Source organism: Streptomyces sp. NPDC085524 (assembly GCF_044541755.1).
GTDB lineage: Bacteria > Actinomycetota > Actinomycetes > Streptomycetales > Streptomycetaceae > Streptomyces.
This window is the reverse complement of record NZ_JBITTH010000001.1, coordinates 298,356-321,274: the sequence shown is the minus strand read 5'-3', so window position 1 is coordinate 321,274 and position 22,919 is coordinate 298,356. Positions and strand designations below refer to the sequence as shown.

Sequence of the window (22,919 nt, the reverse complement as noted above, 5' to 3'; positions counted from 1 at the left end):
CCGTGGCCGAGCTGGACTTCAAGACCAAGGCGCCGGTGGGCACGGGCAAACCCGCCGACTTCACCGCCGTGTTCTACCGCGAGTACGCGCTCCTCGCCCGCAACCGGGTCAACCTCATCCTCGGCCTGACCCCCATGCTCGTGTACCTGCTGCTGGTCAACACCTCCCTCGGCAACGTCGTCGGCAACATCGTCTACCGGGGCGAGACCCTGCCGTTCTCGGTCTTCCTCCTCCCCATGGTGCTGGCGATGTCCGTGGTCAGCGCCTCGGGGACGACCGGAATGGCGATGTTCCAGGAGGAGATGAGCGGGGTGTCGACCCAGCTGTGGAGCTGGCCGCTGCGCAGGTCCCGCTTCCTGGCCGGCAAGCTGCTCGCCGGGGTCACGCTCGTCCTGGCCCAGAGCCTGCTGGCGATGGCCGTCGCCGCGGTCATCTTCGACTACCCGTTCGAGGCGTCCCACTGGATCTGGCTGCTGCTCGCACTGGTCCTGTCGTCGGTGGCCTTCAACGGGCTCTACCTCGCCGCAGCGGTCCTCATCAAGGACTACCGCACCTTCATGGTGCTCACCAGCATCTCGGTGCCCGTCCTCGTCTTCGCCGCGCCCTCCCTGTCCACGTCGCAGCAGCTCCCCACCGTGCTGCAGTGGATCTCGACGGTGAACCCGGTGTCCTACGCGGTCACCGGCATGCGCGACGCCGCGATCTTCGGCCTGGAGAAGGCGTGGCCCTCCCTGCTGGTCCTGGCCGCCGTCGCCCTCGTCGCCAACTTCGTCGCCGGCCGCGCGCTGCTGCGGCGCACCCGGAACCTCTGACCCCCAGGGAGTCCTCCACCGTGCAGACCGAAGACCAGACCCTGTCCTGGCTCGCCTCGCCCCAGGACCGCTCCGTGCTCCGCCTGCCGGGGACGAACCGAGCCCGGCCCCCGGAGGTCACCTGGGAGATGGTGAGCCGAGCGGCGGCGAAGGTGGGCGTCACCCGGGTCGCCGACATCACCCGGCTCGACACCATCGGCATCCCGACCTTCCAGGCCGTCCGCCCCCTGTCCAGGACCCTGGCCGTCTCCCAGGGCAAGGGGATGACCCCCGAACTGGCGAAGCTGTCGGCGGTCATGGAGTCGGTCGAGACCTGGCACGTGGAACAACCCGTCACCCCCGTCATGACGGCCGCTCCCCGCGAGCTCGGTGCGGAACTGGGCTACGACGTCGCCGCCCTGGCGCCCTGCGTGCCGAGCCTCCTGCACGACGGGCTGCCGCTGGACTGGGTGGAGGCCAGATCGCTGGTCGACGGCGCGCGGACGTTCGTACCCGTGAACCTCGCCCGGCTGTCGCTGGAGGAGAACACCGACTGGAACCCGCCGGTGTTCTTCGAGTCGACGAACGGCCTGGCCGGCGGGAACACCCTGGTGGAGGCCACGCTGCACGCGCTGTGCGAGGTCATCGAACGGGACGCGATGACGGCCGCCGTCAGACGCGGCGGCGAGATGGGGGTGCGCGTCGACCCGCGGACCGCCGGGTCGGCGGTGGCCGAGGAGATGTGCACGCTGATCGAGCGGGCCGACGCCACCCTCGAAGTGCGCTTCGTACCCTCTCCCACCGGCCTGCCCTGCTTCCTGGCCTGGGTCGCCTGCCACGACTACCCGGCCCCGATGTTCGGGTTCGGCTGCCACCTCAGCACGGAGATCGCGCTCACCCGCGCCATCTCGGAGGCGGCGCAGGCCAGGCTCGCGTACATAGCGGGGGCCCGCGACGACCTCCGCGACGACTTCGGGCAGGCGGACGTCGGCCGCCTGAAGGAGGCGCGGTCCGCCCCGGCGGCCGACATCGCCGGCCTGGTGCCGCAGCCCGCCCGGCACGAGAGCCTGGTCGGGGACCTCGCGCACGTGGTCCGGCAGGCGGCCGGCGCCTTTTCCCACCCGCCCCTCGTGGTCGATCTGACGCAGGACGAGATCGGAGTCCCCGTCGTCAAGGTCGTCGCACCGGGGAGCCGCGTATGTCCGGAGGTGTTGTAGTGAGCACGCCCAAGGTGGTCGTCTACGTGGGGCCGACGCTGTCGGCGGCCGACGTCCGGGCGGTGCTCCCGGACGCCGAGGTCCGCCCGCCCGCCGGACGCGGCGACCTGCTGGCGGAGCAGTGGCATCCCGGGGACGTCGCCGTCGTCATCGACGGCTACTTCCGCGAGCGGCGGTCGGTCGGCCACAAGGAGATCCTCCAGGTCCTCACCGAGGGCGTGGACGTCGTCGGCGCCGCGAGCATGGGGGCGCTGCGCGCCGCGGAACTGGCCCCGTGCGGGATGCGGGGCCTCGGCACCGTCCACGGGATGTACGCCTCGGGCGAGATCGACGGCGACGACGAGGTCGGCGTCCTGCACGGCCCCGCCGAAATGGGCTACCCGGCGCAGACCGTGGCCCTGGTGAACCTGCGCTACGGCTGCAAGGAGGGGGCCGAGACGGATCTGGTCCCGGCGGAGGCCGGGCGGCGGATCGTGGCGGCCGCAGCGGCCATGCCCTTCACCCACCGGGGCTGGAAGGACATCGAACGGGCCCTGGACGAGCCCGACCACGAGGCCCTGCGGACGCTGGAGGAGATGATCGGCTCGGGCGTCTGGGACCTCAAACGGCTCGACGCGACGGCGGCGCTCCAGGCGGTCGCCAGCCGTCCCGCAGCGACACCCGCCCCCGCCGCTCCCGAGGTCCCGTTCACCGGGATCAGCCGCACCCAGTCCCTGGTCCGCAGGACCCGGCGGGAGCACGCCCCCGGCCGGTGGATGTCGGACCTCGACGTCCTGGACGCGGCCCGGCTGTTCGACGCCGGCTACCCCGCGCTGCACGAGGAGGTCCTCACCGGGCTCCTGAGGGACCTCGCGGCCGGGCGGGGCATGACCCTGGAGCAGTACGGGTCGGCCAAGCTCGGGCTCGACGACCGGTCACCGCTGCCGCCGTCCCTCGCCCACTGGCTGACGGAGGCGGAGGCGGCCGACGGGGTCACCGCCTCGGACCGGGCCCGGCTCCTCATGGTGCGGGTGTGGCCGGTGTGGCATTCGGTGGACTGGAGACCGGCCGTCCTGGACCGGCTGCGCGCATCGGAGCGCTGGGACGAGTGGTGCGCCCTCGTCGTCCGCGCCGACGAGGCCACGGAGGAGGCCGGCCCCCGGTTCGCCGTCCCGCCGCCCGCGATGCGCGCGAACCTGTTCCTGCGCCACTGGCACGGCAGCGGCACCTCACCGGTGGTCGAAATGGCCCGCCGGGGCTTCACCGGCCCGGACGAACTCGGCGGCGCCGTCCGGAGGTTCTTCGCCTACGACATCCGCCGCGCCCGCGAACGGCGGAACACCTCCGCAGGGTGAGGCAGGGGCAGGGGCAGGGGCAGGGGCAGGGGTTGGGCCGGGGCAGCTGCCGGGGCAGGCGAGGCGGGGTGTCGCACACGGCTCCAGCTCCCCTACAGTGCGTGACGCCCCACCCGGTCGCCGACGACGTACAGGAGCAGACCTGTGGCCACCCACGCCCGCCCCGGCTCCCTCCCCGGCCCGGCCCCGGCGGACCGCCGGGTCCCCGAGCTGGACCCCGCCCTCGTCGAGGAGTGGCAGGGCGGGGGAGGGGAGCTGGTCGACCTGTTCGCCCTGGCGCGTGAACGGCTCGGCGGGATCGCCGCGTTCCGGCTCGGACCGCGGCCCACCGTCCTCGTCACCGACCCCGCGGCCGTGCAGCACGTGCTCGCGCACCACCCCGACCGGTACGTGAAGCGCTCGCACCGCGCCCGGCTGCTCATCGGCGACGGGCTCCTGGCCGCGACGGGCGAGGCCTGGCAGCGGCAACGGCGGCTGCTGCAGTCCCAGTTCACCGGGCCGGGCATGCGCCGCTACGAGCAGCGGATCGCCGGGGCCGCGCGGACCACGGCCGCGCGCTGGGCCTCGTACGCCCGGACCGGGGAGGTCTTCGACGTCGGTGCGGAGATGCGCCGCTTCGCCCTGGACACCATCTGGCGGTCCCTGACCGGGCACCCGCTCGACCCCGGCACGGAACGCGAACTGGCCGCCGTGCCGGCCGTGGTGGCCGCGATGCCCAGGCTGCCCGCCGACGGGGCCGCCGCCGAGGAAGCGGTCGCCGCCGAACTGGCCCGGATCGACGACGTGGCGCGCCGCGCCATCGCCGCGGCCCGGGACGGCGCGGCCGGACCCGACGGGCCCGGGCTGCTGCACGTCCTCACCGAGGCGGCCGGAACCCGCCCCGAATACACCGACCGGCTGATCCGCGACGAGCTGGTGACGCTGCTCGTCGCCGGCCACGAGACGACCGCGTCCACCCTGACCTGGCTGTACCTGCTGTTGGACCGCAACCCCGGTGCGCGGGAGCAGGCCCTCGCCGCAGGGGCCGAAGGCTCCGCGCAGCGCAGGCAGGCCGTGCAGGCGCTCGTCCAGGAAACGCTGCGCTTCTACCCCTGATCTTGGCCAGGGCTCCGCCCTTCAGGGCGGGGGTGAAGGCCATCCTTGGGCCGGAGGCGCGGAGCGCCGGAGGGCTCTGTGCCTCCGTGGTGACGGTCAGAGGGGGCGCTGTTGGTTCTCGATGTACTGCTTGATGACGGTCAGGGGTGCCCCGCCGCAGGATCCGGCGAAGTAGGAGCCGGACCAGAAGTGTCCGCCCCACAGGTACCGCCGGACATGACTGTCGTACTCCTGGCGCAGGAGGCGGGAGCTGACGCCCTTGAGGGAGTTGACCAGCTTGGAGAGCTGGACTTTCGGCGGGTAGTGCACGAGCAGGTGCACGTGGTCCTGTTCACCGTTGAACTGCTTCAGCTCGGCCTCGAAGTCGGCGCAGACCTCCCGCATGATCTCTTCGGTGCGGGTCAGCATGGCGTTGGTGAACGCTTTTCGCCTGTACTTGGTGACGAAGACCAAGTGAACGTGCAGGTTGTGGACAACATGGCGACCCGTTCTGACATCGGGATGAGGATTCCAGCGCGGTGACATAAACCAACGCTAGGTTCCCGATCGTGAGTCAAGGCACCCTGGCAAAGCGGCAGTTCGGGCACCGTGCCCGGCTTGCGCTGTCGCCTGCCGGGGTGTTGAAGACCGATGGCCAGGCACACGCGGCCCGTGCCATGTGGAACCTGCTGCACGCCTGGTGGCAGATGATGCCGAAAGACAAGCGGACCCTGGCGAACGCGGACGCCGCGATACGGCAGGCCCGCGAGGACATCGGCTTTCTCGCCGCCCTGCCCGCGCAGGCCGCGCAAGCGGTCCTCAAGACGTACTTCCAGGCGTGGAAGAACTGCTGGGACGGCCGCGCCGACGCCCCCACCTTCAAGGGCCGGCTGCGCACGGTGATGTCCGTGGACATCCCGCAGGGCCGGGACCTGAACATCCTCCGCGTGCACCGCCGCTGGGGCATGGTCAACATCCCCAAGGTGGGCCGGGTCCGGTTCCGGTGGACCAAGGACCTGCCCGTGGGCAAGCGTGCCAACGCGGAGAACCGGATCACCGGGGCCCGGCTGGTCAAGGACACGTTGGGCTGGCACATCGCCTTCCGTGTCCAGACCCTGGAGGCCAAGCCCGAGGCCCACCAGGGACTGGAAGTCGGCATCGACGTGGGCATCACCGTACCCCTCGCCCTCTCGGACGGTGAGACGTACGAGCACGGCGAGTGGCTGACCGCCAAGGAGAAGGCCAGGCTCCGGCGCTTGGAGCAGCGCGCCGCGCAGCGTAAGCGCCATCGCCAACCCGGCGAGCCGACCAGTCGCCGGCTGCACCACACCTACGATCGGATCGCAGGACTGCGCGCGAAAGCCAGGCGCCGGGCCCTGGACTGGCAGCACAAGACGACCACTGTCATCGCCCGCACCTACGGCACCGTCGTGGTCGAAGCACTCACCATCACGAGCATGGTCAAGTCCGCCAGGGGAACCATCGAGGAGCCAGGGAAGAACGTCGCCCAGAAATCCGGGCTGAACCGCTCCATCAGCGGACAGGCGTGGGGTCGGACGGTAACCATGCTGGCGTACAAGACCGCCCGGCACGGCGGCATCCTGGTCAAGGTCCCCGCCCCCGGCACCTCCCAACGCTGTTCCGCCTGCGGCTTCACCACGCCCGGGAGCCGGGAGTCCCAGGCCGTGTTCGTGTGCAAGAACCCGGAGTGCGGCTGGTCGGGCAACGCCGACCACAACGCGGCCCGCAACGTCTTGCACCTGTACCGGATGGGCCTCGCGCTCATCCCGGCTGCCGGAAGGGCAGTCGTCAGGCGCGCCAAGCGCGTCAAGCCCGCTACCGCAAGGTAAGCAGGAATCTCCCGGCTTCAGGCGGGAGAGCACTTCAACCCTCCGCCTGGATACTGCCGCGGTGCGCGGCGCAGGACGACGGCCTCGCCGGATACGAGGTCGAGGCCGGCACCGACGTGCTGGTCTGCCCCTACCTCACCCACCGGGACGCCGAACTCTGGGCGGATCCCGAGGTCTTCGACCCCGGCCGGTTCACCACCGCCGGCCGCCGCCCCGCCCACCCGGGGAGCTACTTCCCGTTCGGCATCGGACCCCGGGCCTGCCTGGGACAGCAGTTCGCGCTGAGGGAGTCGACCGCCCTGCTCGAACGGCTGCTGCCCGGGCACACGCCGCGCTTCCGCTCCCTCCCGGCCGGGGCCGCGTACGGCATCACCGTCCGCCCCGACGGCCCGACACCCGCCGTGCTCGGCGGCTAGCGGCAGACAGCGGCAGGCGGTTGGCGGCGGCCGGTGGCGGGCCGGGCGGCGGGGCCGGCACCCGGCCGGAAAAGCCTTGGACTGCGCGGGCGCCCTTGCGGGACACTCCGACTCCTGTCCTGTTGGTACCTCAACACAGGGTTTGGGATGGGATCAGCCGAATCTCACGGAACATCACCGCGCAGGGGCCCCGTGCTCCTCGCGCTCCGCTACTACGGACGGGAACTGGCGAGGCTGCGCCTGCTGACGGTCCCCGCCATGCTGCTGCCCGCACTGGGCAACATCGGAATCTTCTACATCGCGCCGCTGATCGTCGCGAAACTCGTCGGACGGATCGTCGAGGACGGCGGCGGCACCGGCGGCGCCATCGGGTCGGCGCTGCCCTACGTGTGCGTCTTCGCCGGGGTCCTGCTGCTCGCCGAGACGCTGTGGCGCATCGGACTCCACTGCCTGAACCGCCTCGACGCCCGGGGCATCGAGCAGCTGTACGTGATCGGCATGGACGAACTGTTCGCGAAGGACGCGGCGTTCTTCCACGACAACTTCGCCGGCTCGCTGACCAAGCGGGTCCTCAGCTTCGCCTCCCGCTTCGAGGAGTTCGTCGACACGCTGACGTTCTCGGTCATGGGCAGCTTCGTGCCGCTGGTCTTCGCGTCGGTGGTGCTGTGGCAGTACGAACCCCTGCTCGTGGCAGGGCTGCTGGTGATGATCGTGCTGGCGGCGCTGTGCGTCAGACCCCTCATCCGGCGCCGCCAGGCCCTCGTCGCCCAGCGCGAGGAGGCGATCGCCCGGGTGTCGGGCCACGTCGCGGACAGCCTGATGAACATGGACACCGTACGGGCGTTCGCCGCGGAGGACCGCGAGGCCGCCGAACACCGCTCCCGGGTCGCCGAGTCGCGGCGGCTCACGCTGCGGTCGTGGGACTACGGCAACCTGCGCATCGACACGGTGGTCGCACCGATGTCCGTGCTGACCAACGCACTGGGCCTGCTGCTCGCCGTATCGCTCGGCGCGGGGGAGCACGGTGTGGAGGCGATCATCGTCGCCTTCACCTACTACGCCAACGCCACGAGGATCATGTTCGAGTTCAACCAGATCTACCGCCGCCTGGAGAGCTCGATGACGGAGGCCGCGCAGTTCACCGAACTGCTGCTGACGCCGCCGACCGTGCTGGACCCGGTCTCACCGGAACCGCTGCGCCCGCAGGCCGCGGACGTGCGCTTCGAAGGGGTGACCTTCACCCACGCGGGCGCCGGCAAGGGACCGCTCTTCGAGGGCCTCGACCTCGACGTGCCCAGCGGGACGAAGATCGGCCTCGTCGGCCGCTCCGGCGGCGGCAAGACCACCCTCACCCGCCTGCTGCTGCGCATGACGGACATCGACGCCGGCCGGATCCTCGTCGGCGGGCAGGACATCAGCAGGCTGGCCCAGGCCGACCTGCGCAGCCTGATCGCGTACGTCCCGCAGGACCCGGCGATGTTCCACCGCACGCTGCGCGAGAACATCGCCTTCGCCCGCCCGGACGCCACCGAGGCCGAGATCCGCCGCGCGGCCGAGGCGGCGCACGTCACGGAGTTCGCCGACGGGCTCCCCGAGGGCTTCGACACCATGGTGGGCGAGCGCGGGGTGAAGCTGTCGGGCGGGCAGCGCCAGCGGGTGGCCCTCGCCCGGGCCATCCTGCGCGACGCGCCGATCCTGCTGCTCGACGAGGCGACCAGCGCCCTGGACTCGGAGAGCGAGATCCTCGTCCAGGACGCCCTGTGGCGCCTCATGGAGGGGCGGACGGCGCTGGTGGTGGCGCACCGGCTGAGCACGGTCGCCGGCATGGACCGGCTCGTCGTCCTCGACCGGGGCCGGATCGTCGAGCAGGGCACGCACCGGGAACTCCTCGACACGGAAGGCGCCTACGCGAAGCTCTGGCAGCACCAGTCGGGCGGCTTCCTCGACGAGACCCCCGCCGGAGCCGACGTGCACTGAATTCATCCGGAGAACACGCCCGGAGCAGTCGCAACCGGCAAGATCATGCCTGCTTCGCCGCCCTCATCGGCAGCCTGGTCTGAGCGGGGGGAGCGGGGCCGCCGCGGGCGGCCTACGGTCGAGGTATGAGCGAGATTTTCGTCGTTTACGAGCTCGACAAGCCGACGTCGGGCGACGCCGAACCGTCCGTGCTCCGCGTGCACGCCGTGCCCGCCGCCCCCGGTATGGCCGCCGTCGCCGGACCGCGCACCTACTGCGGCCGGGACACCTTCGCCATGGAACGGGCCCCCTGGAAGCCCGCCGAGCACCCGGAAGCCGGCTGGTACGCCCCGCAGTACGCGGGCCTGGTCTGTGCGGCCTGTGACGAGGCGGTGGGAGGCTGACGCCGACGGCCTACTTCTTCGCGTGCTCTCCGAGGAAGAAGAGCAGGTAGACGAAGCCGGCGAACACGTGCGTGCCGAAGATGTAGAAGAAGGCCCGCAGCGCCACGCCGCGCTCCAGCCATCTGGCCTCGGCCTTGGCACCGGACTCGGCGTCGGGGGCGGGGGCGGCTGCGTCGGCGTCGGTCATCGGTCGGTCTCCAGGATCGGTCGGGTGCGGAATGCGGCCGGGTGCCGGTGCTGTCCCGTGGGCGTCACGGACCGGATGCACCGGAGGCACCGGACTTACCGGGCGGCCCGGTCGGCGGCGGGGAGGCCGGCGCCCCGGTCGATTCCGGTTCCCCCGGGTCGACGCCGTGCTTGCGGGCGAGCCGCAGCGCGTCCTCGAGCTCGTCCTGCGCCAGCTCCGCCTCGTAGGCGTCCTGCTCCTCGAGCGCGGCCTGCAGGCGGGCACGTGCCTGACGCACCCGCTCCCGCGCGGCCTCGGCGAATGAGCCCACTGCGACCGCCTCCCCGACACTTGATCACCGCAGCACCTGATGAATTGCAGAACTCTGCAATTCTAGCCGCCGATCGGCCGTGCCCCTCCTGCACCCCTTCGCCGAGGACGCCGAGGAGGGTGCGGCGCAGCACGGCGTCACTTCCCGGGTCCGGGCCGCAGGGGCGGTGGGCCGCAGCAGCGCGGCGACGATGACGACCCGCTGCAACCGGGCTGACCAGCGCGTGATGTCCACGTACGGGATTCCGGCGGCGACGGCCGCGCGTGCCAGGGACCGGCCCCGCCCGGGGGTCGGCCGGTGAGCAGGACCGGGGCGTCGGTGGCGGCCGTGCGGGCGATTTCGGCGCCGACGGTCCCGTACCGGCCAGTGCCCTCAGGGCTTCGGCGTCCTCAGGGCTTCGGCGTCCTCACGGCGCCGGTGCGCCCCCGGCTTCGCTGCCTCACGAATCCAGTGCGGCGAGGATCTCGGCGGTGCTGCTGACCTTGCCGATGCGCGGGAAGATCTTGCCGAAGGTGTGGGCGTGGGAATCGGCGTCCAGGTCGGCGGTGGCGTCCTCGGCGAAGACCAGGTCGTAGCTGAGTTCCCAGGCCGTACGGGCGGTGGACTCGACGCCGACGCTGGTGGAGATCCCGGCCAGCACGATGCGGTGGATGCCGCGGCGGCGGAGCTGGAGGTCGAGCTCGGTCCCCGTGAAGGCGCCCCAGTGCCGCTTGGTCACGACCACGTCGCCGAGGGCGGCGAGTTCTGCGGGGATCTCGGAGAACGCGGCCGGCGGGGCGACGGCCGGGCCCGGGCGGTCCACGTTGGCGGTGGGCAGGTCCCCGCCGTCGGGGGACCAGGCCACCTTGATCAGGACCACGGGCAGCTTGCGGGCGCGGAACGCGCCGGCGAGCTCGATGCCCTTCGCGAGGATCCCGGCGGAGGGCTTGGCGGTGGGCAGGGCCAGGATGCCGGTCTGCAGGTCGATCAGGACCAGGGCGGTGTCGTCGCCGAGGGCGAGGCGGTTCGGGTCGGTGGTGGTCATGCGGGGCTCCTTCGGGCGGGCGGGTGGTGGGTGTGTCCGGGCGTGCGGGCGTGCGGGTGTGCGGCGGGCGGTCAGTCCCCCGCGAGGCGGCGCAGCAGTGGCACGGCCTCGGCGAGCAGGCGCTGTTCTGCGGGGTTCAGCCGCTCGGCGATCAGCTCGGCGATCCGGCCCTGCCCGGCCTCGCGGCGTTCGCGGACGAGTTCCCGGCCCTCCGGGGTGAGGGCGATGACCAGCCGGCGGCCGTCGGTGGGATGCGGGCTCCGGGTGACGTAGCCGCCGGCCTGGAGGCTGTTCACCGTGGCGATCACCGACTGCGGCCGGATCTTCTCGGCCTGGGCCAGGTCGGTGGCGGTGGAGGGGCCGAGCCGGTCGAGCCGCTTCAGCACGGACATCTGCGACAGGCTCACGCCGCCGCCGGTGACGGCCCGTATCTGCCGGACCAGCATGCCGATGGCCAGCTGGAGCTCTTCTGCGGTGTCGCGGGGCAGGGGAGGTTCTGCAGACATGATGCGAACCTAAGGTACATACAGCCAAACTTACAAGGCGAACTTATCAATTTGGGGACTCCGGGGACTCCGGGGACTCCGGGGGCTCCGGGGGTCCCGGGGGTCCCGGTACTCGCTACGATGCGAACGTGAGTACGAATATGGAAGAATCCCGTCCGGCCCTGACGCCGCAGCTCAGCGGAGCCGAACTGCGGCGCTGGTACTGGACGCTGGCCGAGCTGAGCACGCTGGCCCGGGAGATGGGGCTGTCCGCCGGAGGGGGCAAGGTCGCCGTCACCGCCCGGCTCGCCGCCGCCCTCGACGGCCTGCCCGCACCGGCAGCGGCGCCGGCCGCGCCCGCACGGCCCGCGGCGCGCCGCACGGCACGCCAGCTCGCCGCTCCCGTCGACGGCGGGACCGTGATCCCGCCCGGGCAGCGGTGCAGCCAGGTGCTCCGGGAGTACTTCACGCGGGAGATCGGCCCTGGCTTCCACTTCGACGCCTTCATGCGCGATTACGTCGCCCAGAACGCGGGGCGCACCCTGGCCGACGCCGTCGCCCACTGGCACGACACCCGGGCCCGGGCGGCCGAACCGCAGGAAGTGGCGGCCCAGTTCGAGTTCAACCGCTTCCTGCGCGCCTGGCACGCCGACCACCCCGGCGGCACGCGTGCCGAGGCCCTGGACGCCTGGAAGGCGCACCGGGCCCGGCCCCGGGACTGACCTCAGCGGGCCGGCCCCGCGGCCGGTTCCGCATCCGGCTCCGGCAGTCGCCGCGCCAGCGCCCACGCCGGCACCGGGAGCACGGCCGGCGGCAGCAGCACCGTGCGCAGCGAAGCGGCGTCGGCGGCCGCACCGAGGCACCACGGGCAGCGGCAGGAACAGGGCGACGGAGCCGGTGGTTCCACCGACGCCGCGCTCGCCTACGTACAGGGCGACGAAGGTGCTCGCCGGGCGCCTACGGCCGCTCGTAGCTCAGCAGCACGACACCGTTGCCGAAGGCGCGGGTGCCCGCCAGGCGCAGCGGCACCTGCCCGTCGGAGGGCCGGAACAGCGGCCGGCCGCGGCCGATGCGCACCGGGTGCACGTAGATCCGGTACGCGTCCACGAGGTCCAGGCGCAGGAAGGCGGCGGCCAGATCGGACCCGCCCAGGACCAGGTCGCCGCCGGGCGCCGCCTTGAGCGCGGCGACCTCCTCCGGGACCACGTCACGCAGGACGGTGGTGTTCCAGTCGGCCTCGCCGGGAGGGAGCGTGCGCGAGTACACGTACTTCGGCATGGACCGCCAGATCCCGGCGAACTCGGCCACCGCCCCCGCGTTGGCGGGGTCGGCGTCGGCCGTGGGCCAGAAGTCCGCCATCAGCTCGTGCGTGACGCGGCCGCTGAGCAGACCGCCCATCGGGCGGATCACGTCGTTCATGTGCTGGTGCAGCTCTTCGTCGACGAGGTGCCAGTCGATCTGCCGCTCGGGCCCCTCGAAGAAGCCTTCGAGGGAGATGGAGCTCATCAGGATGATCTTCCGCATACCGCTCCACGCTACATACTGACCGGTGTGAAGAGCTCAGACGACACCGGAAGCACCGGCGCCACCGTCCTGTTCGACGTCCAGGGGCGGACGGGGGTGGTCACCCTCAACCGCCCCAGGGCCCTCAACGCCCTCACCCACCCCATGGTGCTGCGGATCGACGAGGCCCTCACCGCCTGGGAGGACGACCCGGCCGTCCACCAGGTGCTGATCCGCGGGGCCGGTGAGCGCGGGCTGTGCGCGGGCGGGGACATCCGCGCCATCCACGACGACGCCAAGGCCGGAACCGCCGCCTCCGCGGACTTCTGGCGCGACGAGTACCGGCTCAACGCGCACATCGCCCGCTACGCGAAGCCGTACGTCGCCCTCATGGACGGCATCGTCATGGGCGGCGGTGTCGGTGTCTCCGCGCACGGCTCCGTCCGGGTCGTCACCGAACGCTCCCGCGTCGCGATGCCCGAGACCGGCATCGGCTTCGTGCCCGACGTCGGCGGCACCTGGCTGCTCGGCCGCGCCCCCGGCCTGCTCGGCACCCATCTCGCCCTCACCGGAGCCGCGGTGGGCGCCGCCGATGCGATCCTGTGCGGGCTCGCCGACCACTTCGTACCGGCCGCCCGGCTCCCGGAGCTGACCGCGGAACTCGCCGGGGCCCCGGCCGCGGAGGTCCTCCCGCGGTACTCGGCCGTGCCCCCGCCCGGCGAACTGGCCGGGCGGCGGGCCTGGATCGACCGCTGCTACGCGGCGGACACCGTCGAGGAGATCGTCGAGCGGCTGTTCGCCGAAGGGGACCCGGCCGCCAAGGAGACCGCCGAGACGGTCCTGGCCAAGTCCCCGACCGCCCTCAAGGCCACCCTCGCCGCGCTGCGCCGGGCCCCGGAGCCGGCCTCCCTGGAGCAGGCGCTGGTACGGGAGTTCCGGGTGTCCTGCAACGCGCTGGCCTCACCGGACCTGGTGGAGGGCATCCGGGCCCAGGTCGTCGACAAGGACCGTGACCCCCGCTGGTCCCCGGCCCGGCTGGAGGAGGTCGCCGACGCCGCGGTGGAGCGGTTCTTCGCCCCGCTCGGCGCCGGCCGCGAGCTCACCTTCCCGGACCCGCGCTCCTGTTGACGTACTCCCGCAGGTGGCGGGCGGTCAGCGTGTCGGCTCAGCCGCAGCAGCAGGTCGTTCATCCTCCGGATGTCGTGCGGGTGCAGGCCGGTGGTCGGCTCGTCGAAGACGTACGGAGCCTACGACCCGGACGCGGTCTGGTCCTTCGGCCTCCGATGCGTCCAGGACGGCCTGACCCGGCTGGTCGAACCCCGGGTGGCAGACTCGGAGCCCGGCCGATGAGCGAAGGAGGGGCCCGCATGCTGTCCTATGTGCCCGGGTGCGCGGGGTTCGCCGCCCTGATCGTCAGGACCGACTACGCAGACGAGGCGGCCTGGCGGGCCGTGGCGGAGGACCTGGGCCGGCCGTGGGGGCGTGACGGGGACTTCGAACCAGTGATCCACCTCCTCGACGACCCCGCCTGGGCGGGCGCGACGCCGGACCAGGTACTCGCCGCCGTCGGCCGGGACGAGGAGCTGAGCGTGGTGTTCGTCGCCGACCGCACCACCATGACGTCGCCCCACCGCGCCCTGCTCGCCCTCCGCGTCGGGGCGGACGAGGGGGACGAGGACCTCGACCCCGAGTACTACCGGGACCTCGTGGACGCCCCGCCCGCCCGCGAGTTCCGCACGGTGCCCGCCGGCGTCCACGACGTCCACGCGAACCTCTCCATCGCGAACATGGACTTCCAGGAGTACGCGGAGGCGGCGGCCGAGGACCCCGAGGGCGTCTTCCGGGGCTTCTGAGGGCGGTGGGCGGCACGGCCTAGCGGTAGCCCGTGGTGTCCGCCGGGCGGTCCGGGTCCTGGACCTCGACCATGTAGCGCCAGGCGTCCGGGCGGCTGCCGTCGAGGTCCGTGAAGCCGTACACCCCGGCGAGCCCGCCGCTGGAGAGGGACCGGCCGTTCCAGCGGGCCACCTCCGGGTCGGCGGCGAGGGCGGCCACCGCGCGGCCCACGTACGACGGGGTCTCCGAGATGGCGAAGTGCGGGACCTCGGCGAGGGCGTCGCGCCAGTTCGACTCCTTGACGCCGAAGGCGTCGAGCATCATCTCCGACCGCATCCAGCCCGGGGTCAGCGCCACCGCCGTGGCCCCCCGCGGGCCGACCTCGTGCCCCAGGGCGAACGCCATGCGGAGCACGGAGGACTTGGCGATGTCGTAGAAGAAGGAGTTGCGGTACCGGCCCGCGTTGTAGTCGGCCGTGCCGTCCGTCATCTCCACCACCAGCCCGCCCGGCTCGCGCAGCAGCAGCGGCAGCGCATAGTGGCTGGTGACGGCATGGGTCTCCACGGCCAGGCGCAGCAGCCGCAGACCGTTGTCCAGGTCGTGTTCCCAGACGGGGACCTCCCACTCGAACAGCCGCTCCCCGCCCCAGATGTCGTTGACCAGGACGTGCAGGCGGCCCTGCTCCGCATCGATCCGCCGGACCAGCGCCTCCACCTGCTCCGGGACGAGGTGGTCGGCGGCCACCGGGATGCCCACCCCGCCCGCCGCCGTCACCAGCTCCGCGGTCTCCTCGATGGTCTCGGGCCGGTCGTACTCCGAACGCCGCCCCCGGGTGCTGCGGCCCGACACGTACACCGTCGCGCCCGCCGCGCCCAGCTCCACCGCGATGCCGCGGCCCGCGCCGCGCGTTCCGCCGGCCACCAGGGCGACCCTGCCTTCGAGCGTGCGCCGTGCCGGTTCCGTTGGGGACATGCCCCGACCCTACGACGGCCCGCCCGGCCCCCGCCCGCGGAGCAGGGCCGGCACACCGCCCGAGGCCACCGACAGCAGCAGCCCGCCGGCCGCCGCGGCGAGTGCCGGGCCCGGCCCCCACAGGGTCCAGGCCGCTCCGAAGAGCACCGACCCGGCGAACCGGGCCAGGGCCTGCGCGGTCTGCAGCACCGCGAGCCCGGTGGTCCGCAGCCCGGCCGGGAGCACCGCCCCCGCCGCGGCCATCAGCACCCCGTCCGTGGCGGCGTAGAACAGGCCGAGGAGCACGAGGACGCCGGCGGCGAGCGGGAGCCCGGCCGGCACCGGGAGCAGGAGCAGCAGGCACGCACCGATCAACGGCACGTGGCCGGCGAGGAAGACCCGGCCCCGGCCCAGCCGGTCGGCGTAGCGGCCCGCGGGCACGGCGGCCGCCAGGAACACGGCCGCCGTGCCGACCGGCAGCAGCGGGAAGTACGCGGCCGGCAGGTCGAGCCGGCGCTGGAGCAGCAGGTAGAGGAAGGCGTCGCCGACGGTGAACAGGCCGAGCACGGCAGCCGTCAGACACAGCCTCCGCAGCTCCGGGATCCGCAGGAGGGTACGCACGGGGGCCTGCGCGGGGGCGCCGACGGCGGCGTGGGCGGCGGGGCGGCGGGCCGCGGGCGCCGCCCCGGGGGCCTCCCGTACGAAGAGCGCCAGCAGCGCCACCCCCAGCAGGGCCACGCAGCAGCTCACGGTGAACACGGCGTCGTACCCGTCCACCACCACCCACAGCACCCCGAACGCGGCCAGCGGCCCCAGCAGCGCGCCCGCCGTGTCCAGCGCGCGGTGGACACCGAAGGCCCTGCCCTGGTCCTGAGGCGGACAGGACAGCGAGATCAGCGCGTCGCGGGGGGCGGTGCGCAATCCCTTGCCCGCCCGGTCGGCGGCGAGCACCGCCGCCACCGACCAGGGGGTGGCGACGGCGAGCAGGGCTCCCTTGCAGGCGGCGGAGAGCGCATACCCGGCGCCCGCGACGAGTTTGCGGCGCCGGGTGCGGTCCGCGATCCGGCCGCCCGCGAGGCGCAGCAGCGCGGTGGCGCCCTGGTGGAGTCCGTCCAGGGCGCCGAACACGAGCGGGGACATGCCCAGTCCGGCCACCAGGTACAGCGGCAGGACCGCGGTCACCATCTCCGCGGAGACGTCCGTGACCAGGCTGACCAGGCCGAGCGCGATCACCGTGCCGGGCACCGCCCGCAGCGGCCCCCGTGGAGCGGGGGCGTCCGCGGCGATGTCGGCGGCCCGGCTGGTCGACAGGTACACGGAAGACCCCTTAGAACCAGTTGACGGTGAGCGGGAACGCGGCGGTGACGGTCGCGCCCGTCGCGTCGGTGGCGGTCGCGGTGATCTGGACCGTGCCGACGGACCACGGCTTGCCGCTGATCCGGCCCGTGCCGGAGTCGACGGTCAGGCCGAGGGGCAGCCCCGTCGCCGCGTAGCGGATCGGGGACTTGCCGCCGGTGGCGGTGAGCTGGACGGTGCAGGACTGGTTGAACTTGCAGGTCTGGGGGCCGGGGTTGGCCAGTTTCAGATCACCCGTGGTGGGAGTGGGAGTCGGGGTGGGCGTCGGAGTCGGGGTCGGCGTGGGGCTCGGCGTGGGGGTCGGCGTGGGAGTGGGTGTCGGGGTGGGTGTCGGGGTGGATCCCGTGGTGAACACCTCGCTGATCGGCTGCACGTTGGCCGCGTTCCCCGCATGCGTGGCCGACCCGAAGAGGTCCTCGAAGGTGCGCAGCAGGTGGTGGTGGTTGAAGGCGGTGGAGTACGTACCCGTCTTGACGTTCGCGCCGTAGAAGACGGTGGCGATCTGGTTCGAGCCGAGGTAGTTGTCCTCGTCCCAGGTCAGCACCAGCAGGCTGTTGTTGGCCCTGGCCCACTGTGCGTAGGCGTCGATGTTGTTCTTCGTCCACGTGTCACCCGTGTTCACCGAGCACGAGTGCATGTCGTTGCACTGGTTGGGCACGACGAACGACAGGTCCGGCAGCGCCGCGAAGTTGTTCTGCGGGAACTGGGCCCAAGTCTTGCCGGTGTTGAGCGGCACGTTCTTGAACGCGAACCACGGGTTGTGCTTCTGCGCGTACTGGCCGTTCGTGCAGGCCGTGGAACCCTCGCTCGGCAGGTCCTCGTTGTACGTCGCGAAGGTCTTGCCGGCCGCGATCAGCTCCTGGCCGAGGTTGGCCGCCGTCATCGACTGCGGGGTGTAGCAGCCGTCCCCGGTGATGCCCTGCGTGGCGCCGGAGAAGAGGTTGAAGTAGTTCGGCTGGCTGGGGTGGGTCAGCGCCTTCATCCCGGTCAGGCTCGCCCCGCCGCTCGCCAGCTGGTTGATGTACGGGGCGTTCGAGCTGCCCATGATCTCGCCGTACTGCTTGTTCTCGTACACGACGACGACCACGTGGTCGTACGAGGGCAGGCCCGCGGCGGCGGCCACCGCGCGGGCGTCCGCACCGCTCTCGGCGGCTTCGGAGTTCGCCACGGTGAGGGCGCCCAGCAGGCCGAGGGCGCCGAGGGCGGCCGCGAACGCGGAGCGCCGGGCCCCGCGTCTCGCGGTCGTTCCGGGTGAGTGGGTGGACATGGTGGTGCCTCCTCGGGTGTGGTGCGTCGGGTGTGGTGCGTCGGGTGTGGTGTTACTCCTCGCGCCGGGCCGGTCCGGCCACCGCGATGTTCAGGAACCGCGGCACGGGCCGCCCCCGGCCGCGGAAGTCCTCCGCGACCGCGGCCCGTACCGCCGCACGTCGTGCCTCGGGCAGCAGCACCAGCACGCTCCGCCCCTCCCGCTGCCCGGGCTGCCACGCGCTCAGCGCCCCGGCCGCGCGGGTCCGGGCCACGGCCCGGGCCAGCTCTGCGGGCCGCTCCGCCGGGTCCCCGCGCACGGCCAGCAGCACCAGCCGCGCGCCCGACGCGGCCGGGTCGAAGTCGACGTACCGCTGCCTGCGACCCGGCTCCGGGCCCAGCAGCAGGGCCTTCCCCGGCCGGGCGAAGAGCACCGCCCGGCGCAGGGCGTCGTCCCCGTCCGGCAGGGCGTCGGCCAGCAGCCGGGCCAGGTGGGCGCGGTCCGGCTCCCGGTCCATGCCGCCGTGTACGTCGGCCACCGCCAGGGCGATCGCGCAGTCCGCGGGCTCCGCCGTGGCCAGCCCGGCGGCCGCCGTGAGCGAGCCCTGCACGTGCAGGTCGGTCCCGCCGCGGCCGTGACCGGCCCGGGCCAGCGCGCGCAGCACCGCGTACGGCCGCACCGCCCAGTCCGGGGCGCCCGGCGGCGGCCCGGTCAGCGTCAGCGGCAGATCGCAGCTGTCGGCGGGGTGGGCGAGCGAACTGAGCCGCACCAGCCCGTCGGTACGCGGGGCCGCCGCGGCCGCCGTCGGCCAGCCCGCCGCCGCGACCAGTCCGGGGGAGCCGAGGTGGAAGGCGTACGGGGCGCTCCACACGGCGGCCGGCCGCCGCCCGTGCGCGGCCTCCAGCGCGTAGGCGACGAGCCGGAACAGCGGATCGGCAGTGGCCCGCCGAGCCAGGTCGCCTCCGGCGGTCCCGGCGGTCCCGGCGGTCCCGGCGGTCCCGGCGGTCCCGGCCGTGCCGGCCCGGCCGGCGCCCGGATCCGCGGGAGAGGCCCCCGAAGGGCCGGTGGGTGGGGGCGAGGGGGACGGGAGTCCTGTGGCGGGGTGGGTCATCGGGTGTCCTTGCGGGCCAGGAGGCGGTAGGCGTTGCCGCCGTCCGAGTGGCGGGCAGCCGTGGTGCGCAGGGCGTCGAGGGCCGCCGCCGCGGCGAAGAACGGCAGCGCGGCCGCCCGTACGGCGTTCGCGCGGGCCCGCGCACCCGGTGTCGGCGGGGGTCCCCACGGCCGGTCGGGGTCCGGGGCCAGCCGGGTCGCGGTGAGGGCCACCGCCCCGAAGAAGTCGTTGCCCTGGTGGGCCGGGCCGTGCTCCTCGGCCAGGACGGTCAGCCCCCGGGCCGACAGGGCCTCCCGCAGGTTCGCGGCCGGGATCAGGTGCTGGTGCTGCGGCTGGAACCACGGCAGCCACGCCGGGCCGAGCAGCCCGGCCATCCGCGACTGCGGATCGGGCAGCTCGATGGTCAGGTGGCCGCCGGGCGCGAGGACCGCGGCCGCCGCGTCCAGCTCGGCGAACGGATCCCGCGTGTGCTCCAGGTAGTGGTACATGCTGACCACCTCGTACCGGCCCGCCAGCTTCGACGCGAACTCCGGGAACTGGCCCTGGTATCCGGTCTCCACCCACCCCCGGTGCTCCGCCTCGCGGACCCCCTCGCCCATGTCCAGGCCGTCGAACCGGGTCTGCGGCCACACGGCGCGCGCCGCGTTGCAGAAGTGCCCGTGCCCGGTCCCGACGTCCAGCCAGGACGCGGGGACGGCGTGCGGGCGGAGCATCTCGGCCCGGCTCCGGTAGGCCGCGCCGAGCCTGCCGAAGACCGTGCCGGCCCCCTCGCCGCCGCGCCCGTCGTAGAAGTCGCGGTAGTAGAACTCCAGCCCCTCCAGGGTGAGCCGGGGGTTCTGGAAGACGTGCCCGCAGTCCTCGCAGTGCTCCAGCGTGAACCGGCCGGGCTTGCCCTGGAGCAGGTCCGGCACCCGCACTCGTACGGACAGCCGGTGCGAGCCGCACCACGGGCAGTCGGGGCGACGCGGTTCGAGGAAGCGGCCGGTGCCGTCGGCGAGGTCGGCCCGGTACGACGCGGCCCTGTCGGCATCCGCGCTCCCCTCGCGGCGGGCCGCCGCCGAGGCGGTGCTCAGGGCGGCGCCGAGGGAGCGCACCGGCCGGGCGGCGCCGGCCCGGGCCAGATCGGCCGGTCGCAGCGGGGAGCCAGGACCCCCGAGCGCGAGGTACGGCTGCAGGCAGTACAGCCCGGCGGCGGCCGCACCCCACCGGCCGTGGCGTACGACGCCGGCCGCGAGCAGCGCCAGCCCGCCCAGCTGGGCCATCGCCAGGGCGCCCGGCGGCAGCCCCTGGGCCCGCAGCTCGGCGGCCCGCGCCGGCCCCGCTGCCTCCCCGGCCGGCCCGCAGCTCAGCGCCGGGGCGATGGCGAGCCCCGTCGCGTCGGCCGCGTACTCCTTCAAACGGCGGGTGAGCGCGAGGAGTTCCGCCGGGGAGGCGTACGGCCCGGCGGCCTCCACGCCGGCCCGGGCCAGCACCTCCTCCGCGACGAGCACCGCGAACCCGGCACCCCGTCCCTCCCCGAGCCGGTCCTCCCGGTAGTGCGCCGGGTCCACCAGCCGCAGCAGCCCGAGCGCCCGTTCGGCGGGCAGGTCCCCGGGCAGCAGGTCCAGCACCCGCAGCCCCTCCCGCTCGGCGTGCGCACAGGCGGCGAGGAAGGTGGCCGCGTCGGGCTCGACGTCGCGGGCGGTCAGCAGCCGCCAGCCCGCGGCCCGCGGCACCGCGGCGGCCGGGGGCGGGACCACGGGCAGCACGTGGACCGCCCGCAACCGCCGCCGGGCGCGCACGGTGCCCGCACCGAGCGCGGCCAGCAGCGCCGCCGGGACCCAGGGGATCCGGGGGAGCGGGGGTGGTGTCATAGGAGCTTCTCCAACCGGTCGGCCGCGGCGGCGGCCCCGCCCGCCGCGGCGAATGAGGCCTGTATCCGCCGGGCGGCCCGGCGGGGGCCGGGGTCGTCCAGCACGGCCGTGAGCGCGTCGCGCAGTTCCTCGGCCCGTGTCCTGCCGAACCGCACCCGGACCCCCGCCCCCGCCTCGACGACCTGCCGGGCCACGATCGGCTGGTCGTCCCGGATCGGGGCGACCACCAGGGGCAGCCCGTGCGCGAGGGACTCGCAGACGGTGTTGTGGCCGCCGTGGCAGACCACCGCGTCCAGGTGCGGCAGCAGCTCCAGTTGCGGGACCCGCTCCTGGAGCAGGAGGTGGCCGGGCGGATCCCCGATCAGGGAGGCGGGGGCCGCCAGTACCAGCTGTGCTTCCCCGGCGAGCCGCTCGGCCGCGCCCAGCACCGACCGGTAGAAGCGGCCGCCCGCCTCCTGGTTGAGGGTGCCCAGCGACACCAGCACCCGCTTGCGCGCCGGGTCCAGCCGCTGCCACGGGAATCCGGGAGGGGCCGGGCGGGCCCCGAACGCGGGCCCGACGAAGGCGAAGTGAGACGGGAACCCCGCGGCGCTGCCCACGAGTTCGGGGGTGGAGAAGACCAGCACCAGCCGCTCCGAGAACCGGGGGTCCCAGTCCTCCCCGCCGGCCCCGAACTCGGCGAGCAGGCCGCCGATCTGCCCCGCCACCCACTCCCCGACCTTCGGGAAGTCCGCGAAGGGCCGGGTGAGTTCGGCCGAGGTGCTGGCGGAGGTCGCCCACGGGAGACCGAACCGCCGGGCGACCAGCGGCCCGGCCAGGGCCTGCTGGTCGGCGACCAGCAGGTCCGGCTCGAAGGCCTGCACCGCCCGGGTCACCCCCGGCACCATGGCCCGGGCCAGCGGGACGAGAGCCTCCTCCCACAGGAAGCGCAGCGCCCCGACCCCGCGCAGATCGCGCCAGCGTTCGTGCAGGGCGGCGTAGGCGCCGCCGGTCTCGTGGCCCTCGGCCTCCTCGCCGGCCGGCAGGATCCGGGCCCGGGCCGGCAGCAGGGCGGCCAGCGCGGGGGCCGGACCGGTCCAGGCGACCTCGTGTCCCCGGGCGGCCAGTTCGGCACCGACGGCGACGGTCGGGTTGACGTGCCCGGCGAGCGGGGGAACCGTGAAGAGCACCCTCATGGGACCAGGGCTCCCGTCCGGGCGGCGCCGTGCCCGGCGGCACCGGCCGTGGCGTCGAGATGGGCCAGCACGGTCTTGCGCAGCGTCCCGCTGCTCTCCTTCAGCACGTCGTGGCCCAGGCCCGGCAGGATCTCCATCGAGGCGACCTCCGGGGCGTGCCGGACCAGTTCCCGCGCCCCCGGCACGAGTTCGGAGTGCTCGCCGCAGACGATCAGCACCGGACAGCGCAGCCGGGCGTAGTCGGCGGGCGTGAAGGTGCGGCTCCCGGCGATGTCGTCGATCAGCGTGGTGCGGTTGAGGAGGGCATCGGCGATGGCCGTCAGATTGGCGGCCTTGCGCAGGCGCAGGCCCTGCAGCTCGGTCGGTACCGGGCTGTCCTCGAGGCTGAGTGCGGCGGCGGACAGGGTGTCCGCCATGTTCTCCACCCAGCCGCCGCTGAGCGGCGGTTCGAGCAGGGTCAGCCCGGTGACCAGATCGGGCCGGGCCAGGGCGGCGTGCAGCGCGAGGGTGCCCCCGTAGCTGTTGCCGACCAGGTGGACCGGGCGCCCGCCGAGGTCCAGCGCGCCGAGCAGCGCGAACAGGTCGCGTACCGCCGTGCGGCTGTCGTAGCCGGTGGGCGGCCGCTCGGTGCGGCCGTGGCCGCGCAGGTCGTAGAGGACGGTCTCGTACCCGGCCAGGGCGACCGGCACCGCCAGCGGGCAGTAGAAGGAGGACAGGTTGTCGACGACCAGCCCGTGCAGGAACACGACGACGGGCCGGCCGGGGCCGGCGGCCCCGGCGCCGGCCGGGAGCCGCTGGACGTGGAAGCGGAGCGAGTCCGCGAGGACGACGGCCACGGCGGGC

Annotated in this window: 25 protein-coding genes; 12 read left to right on the top strand and 13 right to left on the bottom strand. The window is 73.8% G+C overall.

The window, feature by feature from the left end; translation table 11 throughout:
- Positions 1–2 precede the first annotated feature (2 nt).
- From ACIGFK_RS01405 to ACIGFK_RS01390, 4 genes are all read left to right on the top strand, one after another.
- Positions 3–812, top strand: a complete 810-nt coding sequence (locus ACIGFK_RS01405; protein ID WP_376656114.1) for an ABC transporter permease — start codon at positions 3–5, stop codon at positions 810–812.
- 20 nt (positions 813–832) lie between these two features.
- Positions 833–2,008: a YcaO-like family protein gene (locus ACIGFK_RS01400; protein WP_400050121.1), complete on the top strand. Its 1,176-nt coding sequence runs from the start codon at positions 833–835 to the stop codon at positions 2,006–2,008.
- Complete coding sequence (locus ACIGFK_RS01395; RefSeq protein ID WP_400050120.1) at positions 2,008–3,342, top strand: TfuA-like protein; 1,335 nt, start codon at positions 2,008–2,010, stop codon at positions 3,340–3,342. Before ACIGFK_RS01400 ends, ACIGFK_RS01395 begins: the two co-directional genes overlap by 1 nt.
- 144 nt (positions 3,343–3,486) lie before the next feature.
- Positions 3,487–4,437, top strand: coding sequence for a cytochrome P450 (locus ACIGFK_RS01390; RefSeq protein WP_400050119.1), 951 nt, complete (start codon positions 3,487–3,489; stop codon positions 4,435–4,437).
- Between the two features lie 96 nt (positions 4,438–4,533).
- Here ACIGFK_RS01390 and tnpA read toward each other — a convergent pair whose 3' ends face one another.
- Positions 4,534–4,962 (bottom strand): IS200/IS605 family transposase, encoded by a 429-nt coding sequence (gene tnpA, locus ACIGFK_RS01385; protein ID WP_400050118.1) that lies wholly within the window; start codon positions 4,960–4,962, stop codon positions 4,534–4,536.
- Between the two features lie 23 nt (positions 4,963–4,985).
- Here tnpA and ACIGFK_RS01380 point away from each other — a divergent pair, with 23 nt between their 5' ends.
- From ACIGFK_RS01380 to ACIGFK_RS01365, 4 genes are all read left to right on the top strand, one after another.
- Positions 4,986–6,266 carry an RNA-guided endonuclease InsQ/TnpB family protein gene (locus tag ACIGFK_RS01380; RefSeq protein WP_400050117.1) on the top strand — a complete coding sequence of 427 codons (1,281 nt, stop codon included), beginning with the start codon at positions 4,986–4,988 and terminating at the stop codon, positions 6,264–6,266.
- Positions 6,267–6,316: 50 nt separating this feature from the next.
- Positions 6,317–6,682, top strand: a complete 366-nt coding sequence (locus ACIGFK_RS01375; protein ID WP_400050217.1) for a cytochrome P450 — start codon at positions 6,317–6,319, stop codon at positions 6,680–6,682.
- Positions 6,683–6,829: 147 nt separating this feature from the next.
- Complete coding sequence (locus tag ACIGFK_RS01370; RefSeq protein WP_400050116.1) at positions 6,830–8,659, top strand: ABC transporter ATP-binding protein; 1,830 nt, start codon at positions 6,830–6,832, stop codon at positions 8,657–8,659.
- Between the two features lie 125 nt (positions 8,660–8,784).
- A complete protein-coding gene (locus ACIGFK_RS01365) occupies positions 8,785–9,042 on the top strand; it encodes a hypothetical protein (protein WP_376656109.1) in 258 nt (85 codons plus the stop codon).
- A 10-nt stretch (positions 9,043–9,052) separates the two neighbouring features.
- Here ACIGFK_RS01365 and ACIGFK_RS01360 read toward each other — a convergent pair whose 3' ends face one another.
- Both ACIGFK_RS01360 and ACIGFK_RS01355 read right to left on the bottom strand, forming a co-directional pair.
- The gene (locus ACIGFK_RS01360) at positions 9,053–9,229 is read right to left on the bottom strand and encodes a DUF6126 family protein (RefSeq protein WP_400050115.1); all 177 of its coding nucleotides are present in this window, start codon (positions 9,227–9,229) and stop codon (positions 9,053–9,055) included.
- A gap of 64 nt (positions 9,230–9,293) precedes the next feature.
- Positions 9,294–9,539: a hypothetical protein gene (locus ACIGFK_RS01355; RefSeq protein ID WP_400050114.1), complete on the bottom strand. Its 246-nt coding sequence runs from the start codon at positions 9,537–9,539 to the stop codon at positions 9,294–9,296.
- Between the two features lie 79 nt (positions 9,540–9,618).
- Between ACIGFK_RS01355 and ACIGFK_RS01350 the strand changes: the two genes are divergently transcribed.
- Entirely contained in the window at positions 9,619–9,840 is a 222-nt protein-coding gene (locus ACIGFK_RS01350) for a hypothetical protein (protein ID WP_400050113.1), read from the top strand.
- A gap of 138 nt (positions 9,841–9,978) precedes the next feature.
- On the opposite strand, the gene ACIGFK_RS01345 is transcribed toward ACIGFK_RS01350, so the two are convergent.
- Both ACIGFK_RS01345 and ACIGFK_RS01340 read right to left on the bottom strand, forming a co-directional pair.
- The gene (locus tag ACIGFK_RS01345) at positions 9,979–10,563 is read right to left on the bottom strand and encodes a hydrolase (protein WP_400050112.1); all 585 of its coding nucleotides are present in this window, start codon (positions 10,561–10,563) and stop codon (positions 9,979–9,981) included.
- A 71-nt stretch (positions 10,564–10,634) separates the two neighbouring features.
- Positions 10,635–11,069: a MarR family winged helix-turn-helix transcriptional regulator gene (locus tag ACIGFK_RS01340; protein WP_376656105.1), complete on the bottom strand. Its 435-nt coding sequence runs from the start codon at positions 11,067–11,069 to the stop codon at positions 10,635–10,637.
- A 128-nt stretch (positions 11,070–11,197) separates the two neighbouring features.
- Between ACIGFK_RS01340 and ACIGFK_RS01335 the strand changes: the two genes are divergently transcribed.
- Complete coding sequence (locus tag ACIGFK_RS01335) at positions 11,198–11,770, top strand: DUF6434 domain-containing protein (protein ID WP_376656104.1); 573 nt, start codon at positions 11,198–11,200, stop codon at positions 11,768–11,770.
- Positions 11,771–12,005: 235 nt separating this feature from the next.
- Here ACIGFK_RS01335 and ACIGFK_RS01330 read toward each other — a convergent pair whose 3' ends face one another.
- The gene (locus ACIGFK_RS01330; protein ID WP_376656103.1) at positions 12,006–12,572 is read right to left on the bottom strand and encodes a dihydrofolate reductase family protein; all 567 of its coding nucleotides are present in this window, start codon (positions 12,570–12,572) and stop codon (positions 12,006–12,008) included.
- A 27-nt stretch (positions 12,573–12,599) separates the two neighbouring features.
- Here ACIGFK_RS01330 and ACIGFK_RS01325 point away from each other — a divergent pair, with 27 nt between their 5' ends.
- Positions 12,600–13,679, top strand: coding sequence for an enoyl-CoA hydratase/isomerase family protein (locus ACIGFK_RS01325; RefSeq protein ID WP_400050111.1), 1,080 nt, complete (start codon positions 12,600–12,602; stop codon positions 13,677–13,679).
- A 239-nt stretch (positions 13,680–13,918) separates the two neighbouring features.
- Positions 13,919–14,404, top strand: a complete 486-nt coding sequence (locus ACIGFK_RS01320) for a DUF6924 domain-containing protein (RefSeq protein WP_400050110.1) — start codon at positions 13,919–13,921, stop codon at positions 14,402–14,404.
- 19 nt (positions 14,405–14,423) lie between these two features.
- On the opposite strand, the gene ACIGFK_RS01315 is transcribed toward ACIGFK_RS01320, so the two are convergent.
- The 7 genes from ACIGFK_RS01315 to ACIGFK_RS01285 are packed head-to-tail and all read right to left on the bottom strand — an operon-like array spanning position 14,424 to position 22,912.
- Positions 14,424–15,356, bottom strand: coding sequence for an SDR family oxidoreductase (locus ACIGFK_RS01315; protein WP_400050109.1), 933 nt, complete (start codon positions 15,354–15,356; stop codon positions 14,424–14,426).
- A 9-nt stretch (positions 15,357–15,365) separates the two neighbouring features.
- Positions 15,366–16,652, bottom strand: a complete 1,287-nt coding sequence (locus ACIGFK_RS01310) for an MFS transporter (RefSeq protein ID WP_400050108.1) — start codon at positions 16,650–16,652, stop codon at positions 15,366–15,368.
- A 10-nt stretch (positions 16,653–16,662) separates the two neighbouring features.
- A complete protein-coding gene (locus tag ACIGFK_RS01305) occupies positions 16,663–17,958 on the bottom strand; it encodes an alkaline phosphatase family protein (protein WP_400050107.1) in 1,296 nt (431 codons plus the stop codon).
- A 52-nt stretch (positions 17,959–18,010) separates the two neighbouring features.
- A complete protein-coding gene (locus ACIGFK_RS01300) occupies positions 18,011–19,048 on the bottom strand; it encodes a galactokinase (protein ID WP_400050106.1) in 1,038 nt (345 codons plus the stop codon).
- Positions 19,045–20,901 carry a methyltransferase domain-containing protein gene (locus tag ACIGFK_RS01295; protein ID WP_400050105.1) on the bottom strand — a complete coding sequence of 619 codons (1,857 nt, stop codon included), beginning with the start codon at positions 20,899–20,901 and terminating at the stop codon, positions 19,045–19,047. Before ACIGFK_RS01295 ends, ACIGFK_RS01300 begins: the two co-directional genes overlap by 4 nt.
- Positions 20,898–22,076, bottom strand: a complete 1,179-nt coding sequence (locus ACIGFK_RS01290; RefSeq protein ID WP_400050104.1) for a glycosyltransferase — start codon at positions 22,074–22,076, stop codon at positions 20,898–20,900. The genes ACIGFK_RS01295 and ACIGFK_RS01290 overlap by 4 nt, the downstream gene beginning before the upstream one ends.
- Positions 22,073–22,912 carry an alpha/beta fold hydrolase gene (locus tag ACIGFK_RS01285; RefSeq protein WP_386463434.1) on the bottom strand — a complete coding sequence of 280 codons (840 nt, stop codon included), beginning with the start codon at positions 22,910–22,912 and terminating at the stop codon, positions 22,073–22,075. Before ACIGFK_RS01285 ends, ACIGFK_RS01290 begins: the two co-directional genes overlap by 4 nt.
- Positions 22,913–22,919 lie beyond the last annotated feature (7 nt).

Bases quoted from the DNA above. Each gene is read 5' to 3' on its own strand.
- tnpA (WP_400050118.1), bottom strand. From the start codon at position 4,962: ATGTCACCGCGCTGGAATCCTCATCCCGATGTCAGAACGGGTCGCCAT.
- ACIGFK_RS01370 (WP_400050116.1), top strand. From the start codon at position 6,830: ATGGGATCAGCCGAATCTCACGGAACATCACCGCGCAGGGGCCCCGTG.
- ACIGFK_RS01365 (WP_376656109.1), top strand. From the start codon at position 8,785: ATGAGCGAGATTTTCGTCGTTTACGAGCTCGACAAGCCGACGTCGGGC.
- ACIGFK_RS01360 (WP_400050115.1), bottom strand. From the start codon at position 9,229: ATGACCGACGCCGACGCAGCCGCCCCCGCCCCCGACGCCGAGTCCGGT.
- ACIGFK_RS01345 (WP_400050112.1), bottom strand. From the start codon at position 10,563: ATGACCACCACCGACCCGAACCGCCTCGCCCTCGGCGACGACACCGCC.
- ACIGFK_RS01340 (WP_376656105.1), bottom strand. From the start codon at position 11,069: ATGTCTGCAGAACCTCCCCTGCCCCGCGACACCGCAGAAGAGCTCCAG.
- ACIGFK_RS01330 (WP_376656103.1), bottom strand. From the start codon at position 12,572: ATGCGGAAGATCATCCTGATGAGCTCCATCTCCCTCGAAGGCTTCTTC.
- ACIGFK_RS01320 (WP_400050110.1), top strand. From the start codon at position 13,919: ATGCTGTCCTATGTGCCCGGGTGCGCGGGGTTCGCCGCCCTGATCGTC.
- ACIGFK_RS01315 (WP_400050109.1), bottom strand. From the start codon at position 15,356: ATGTCCCCAACGGAACCGGCACGGCGCACGCTCGAAGGCAGGGTCGCC.
- ACIGFK_RS01305 (WP_400050107.1), bottom strand. From the start codon at position 17,958: ATGTCCACCCACTCACCCGGAACGACCGCGAGACGCGGGGCCCGGCGC.
- ACIGFK_RS01300 (WP_400050106.1), bottom strand. From the start codon at position 19,048: ATGACCCACCCCGCCACAGGACTCCCGTCCCCCTCGCCCCCACCCACC.
- ACIGFK_RS01295 (WP_400050105.1), bottom strand. From the start codon at position 20,901: ATGACACCACCCCCGCTCCCCCGGATCCCCTGGGTCCCGGCGGCGCTG.
- ACIGFK_RS01290 (WP_400050104.1), bottom strand. From the start codon at position 22,076: ATGAGGGTGCTCTTCACGGTTCCCCCGCTCGCCGGGCACGTCAACCCG.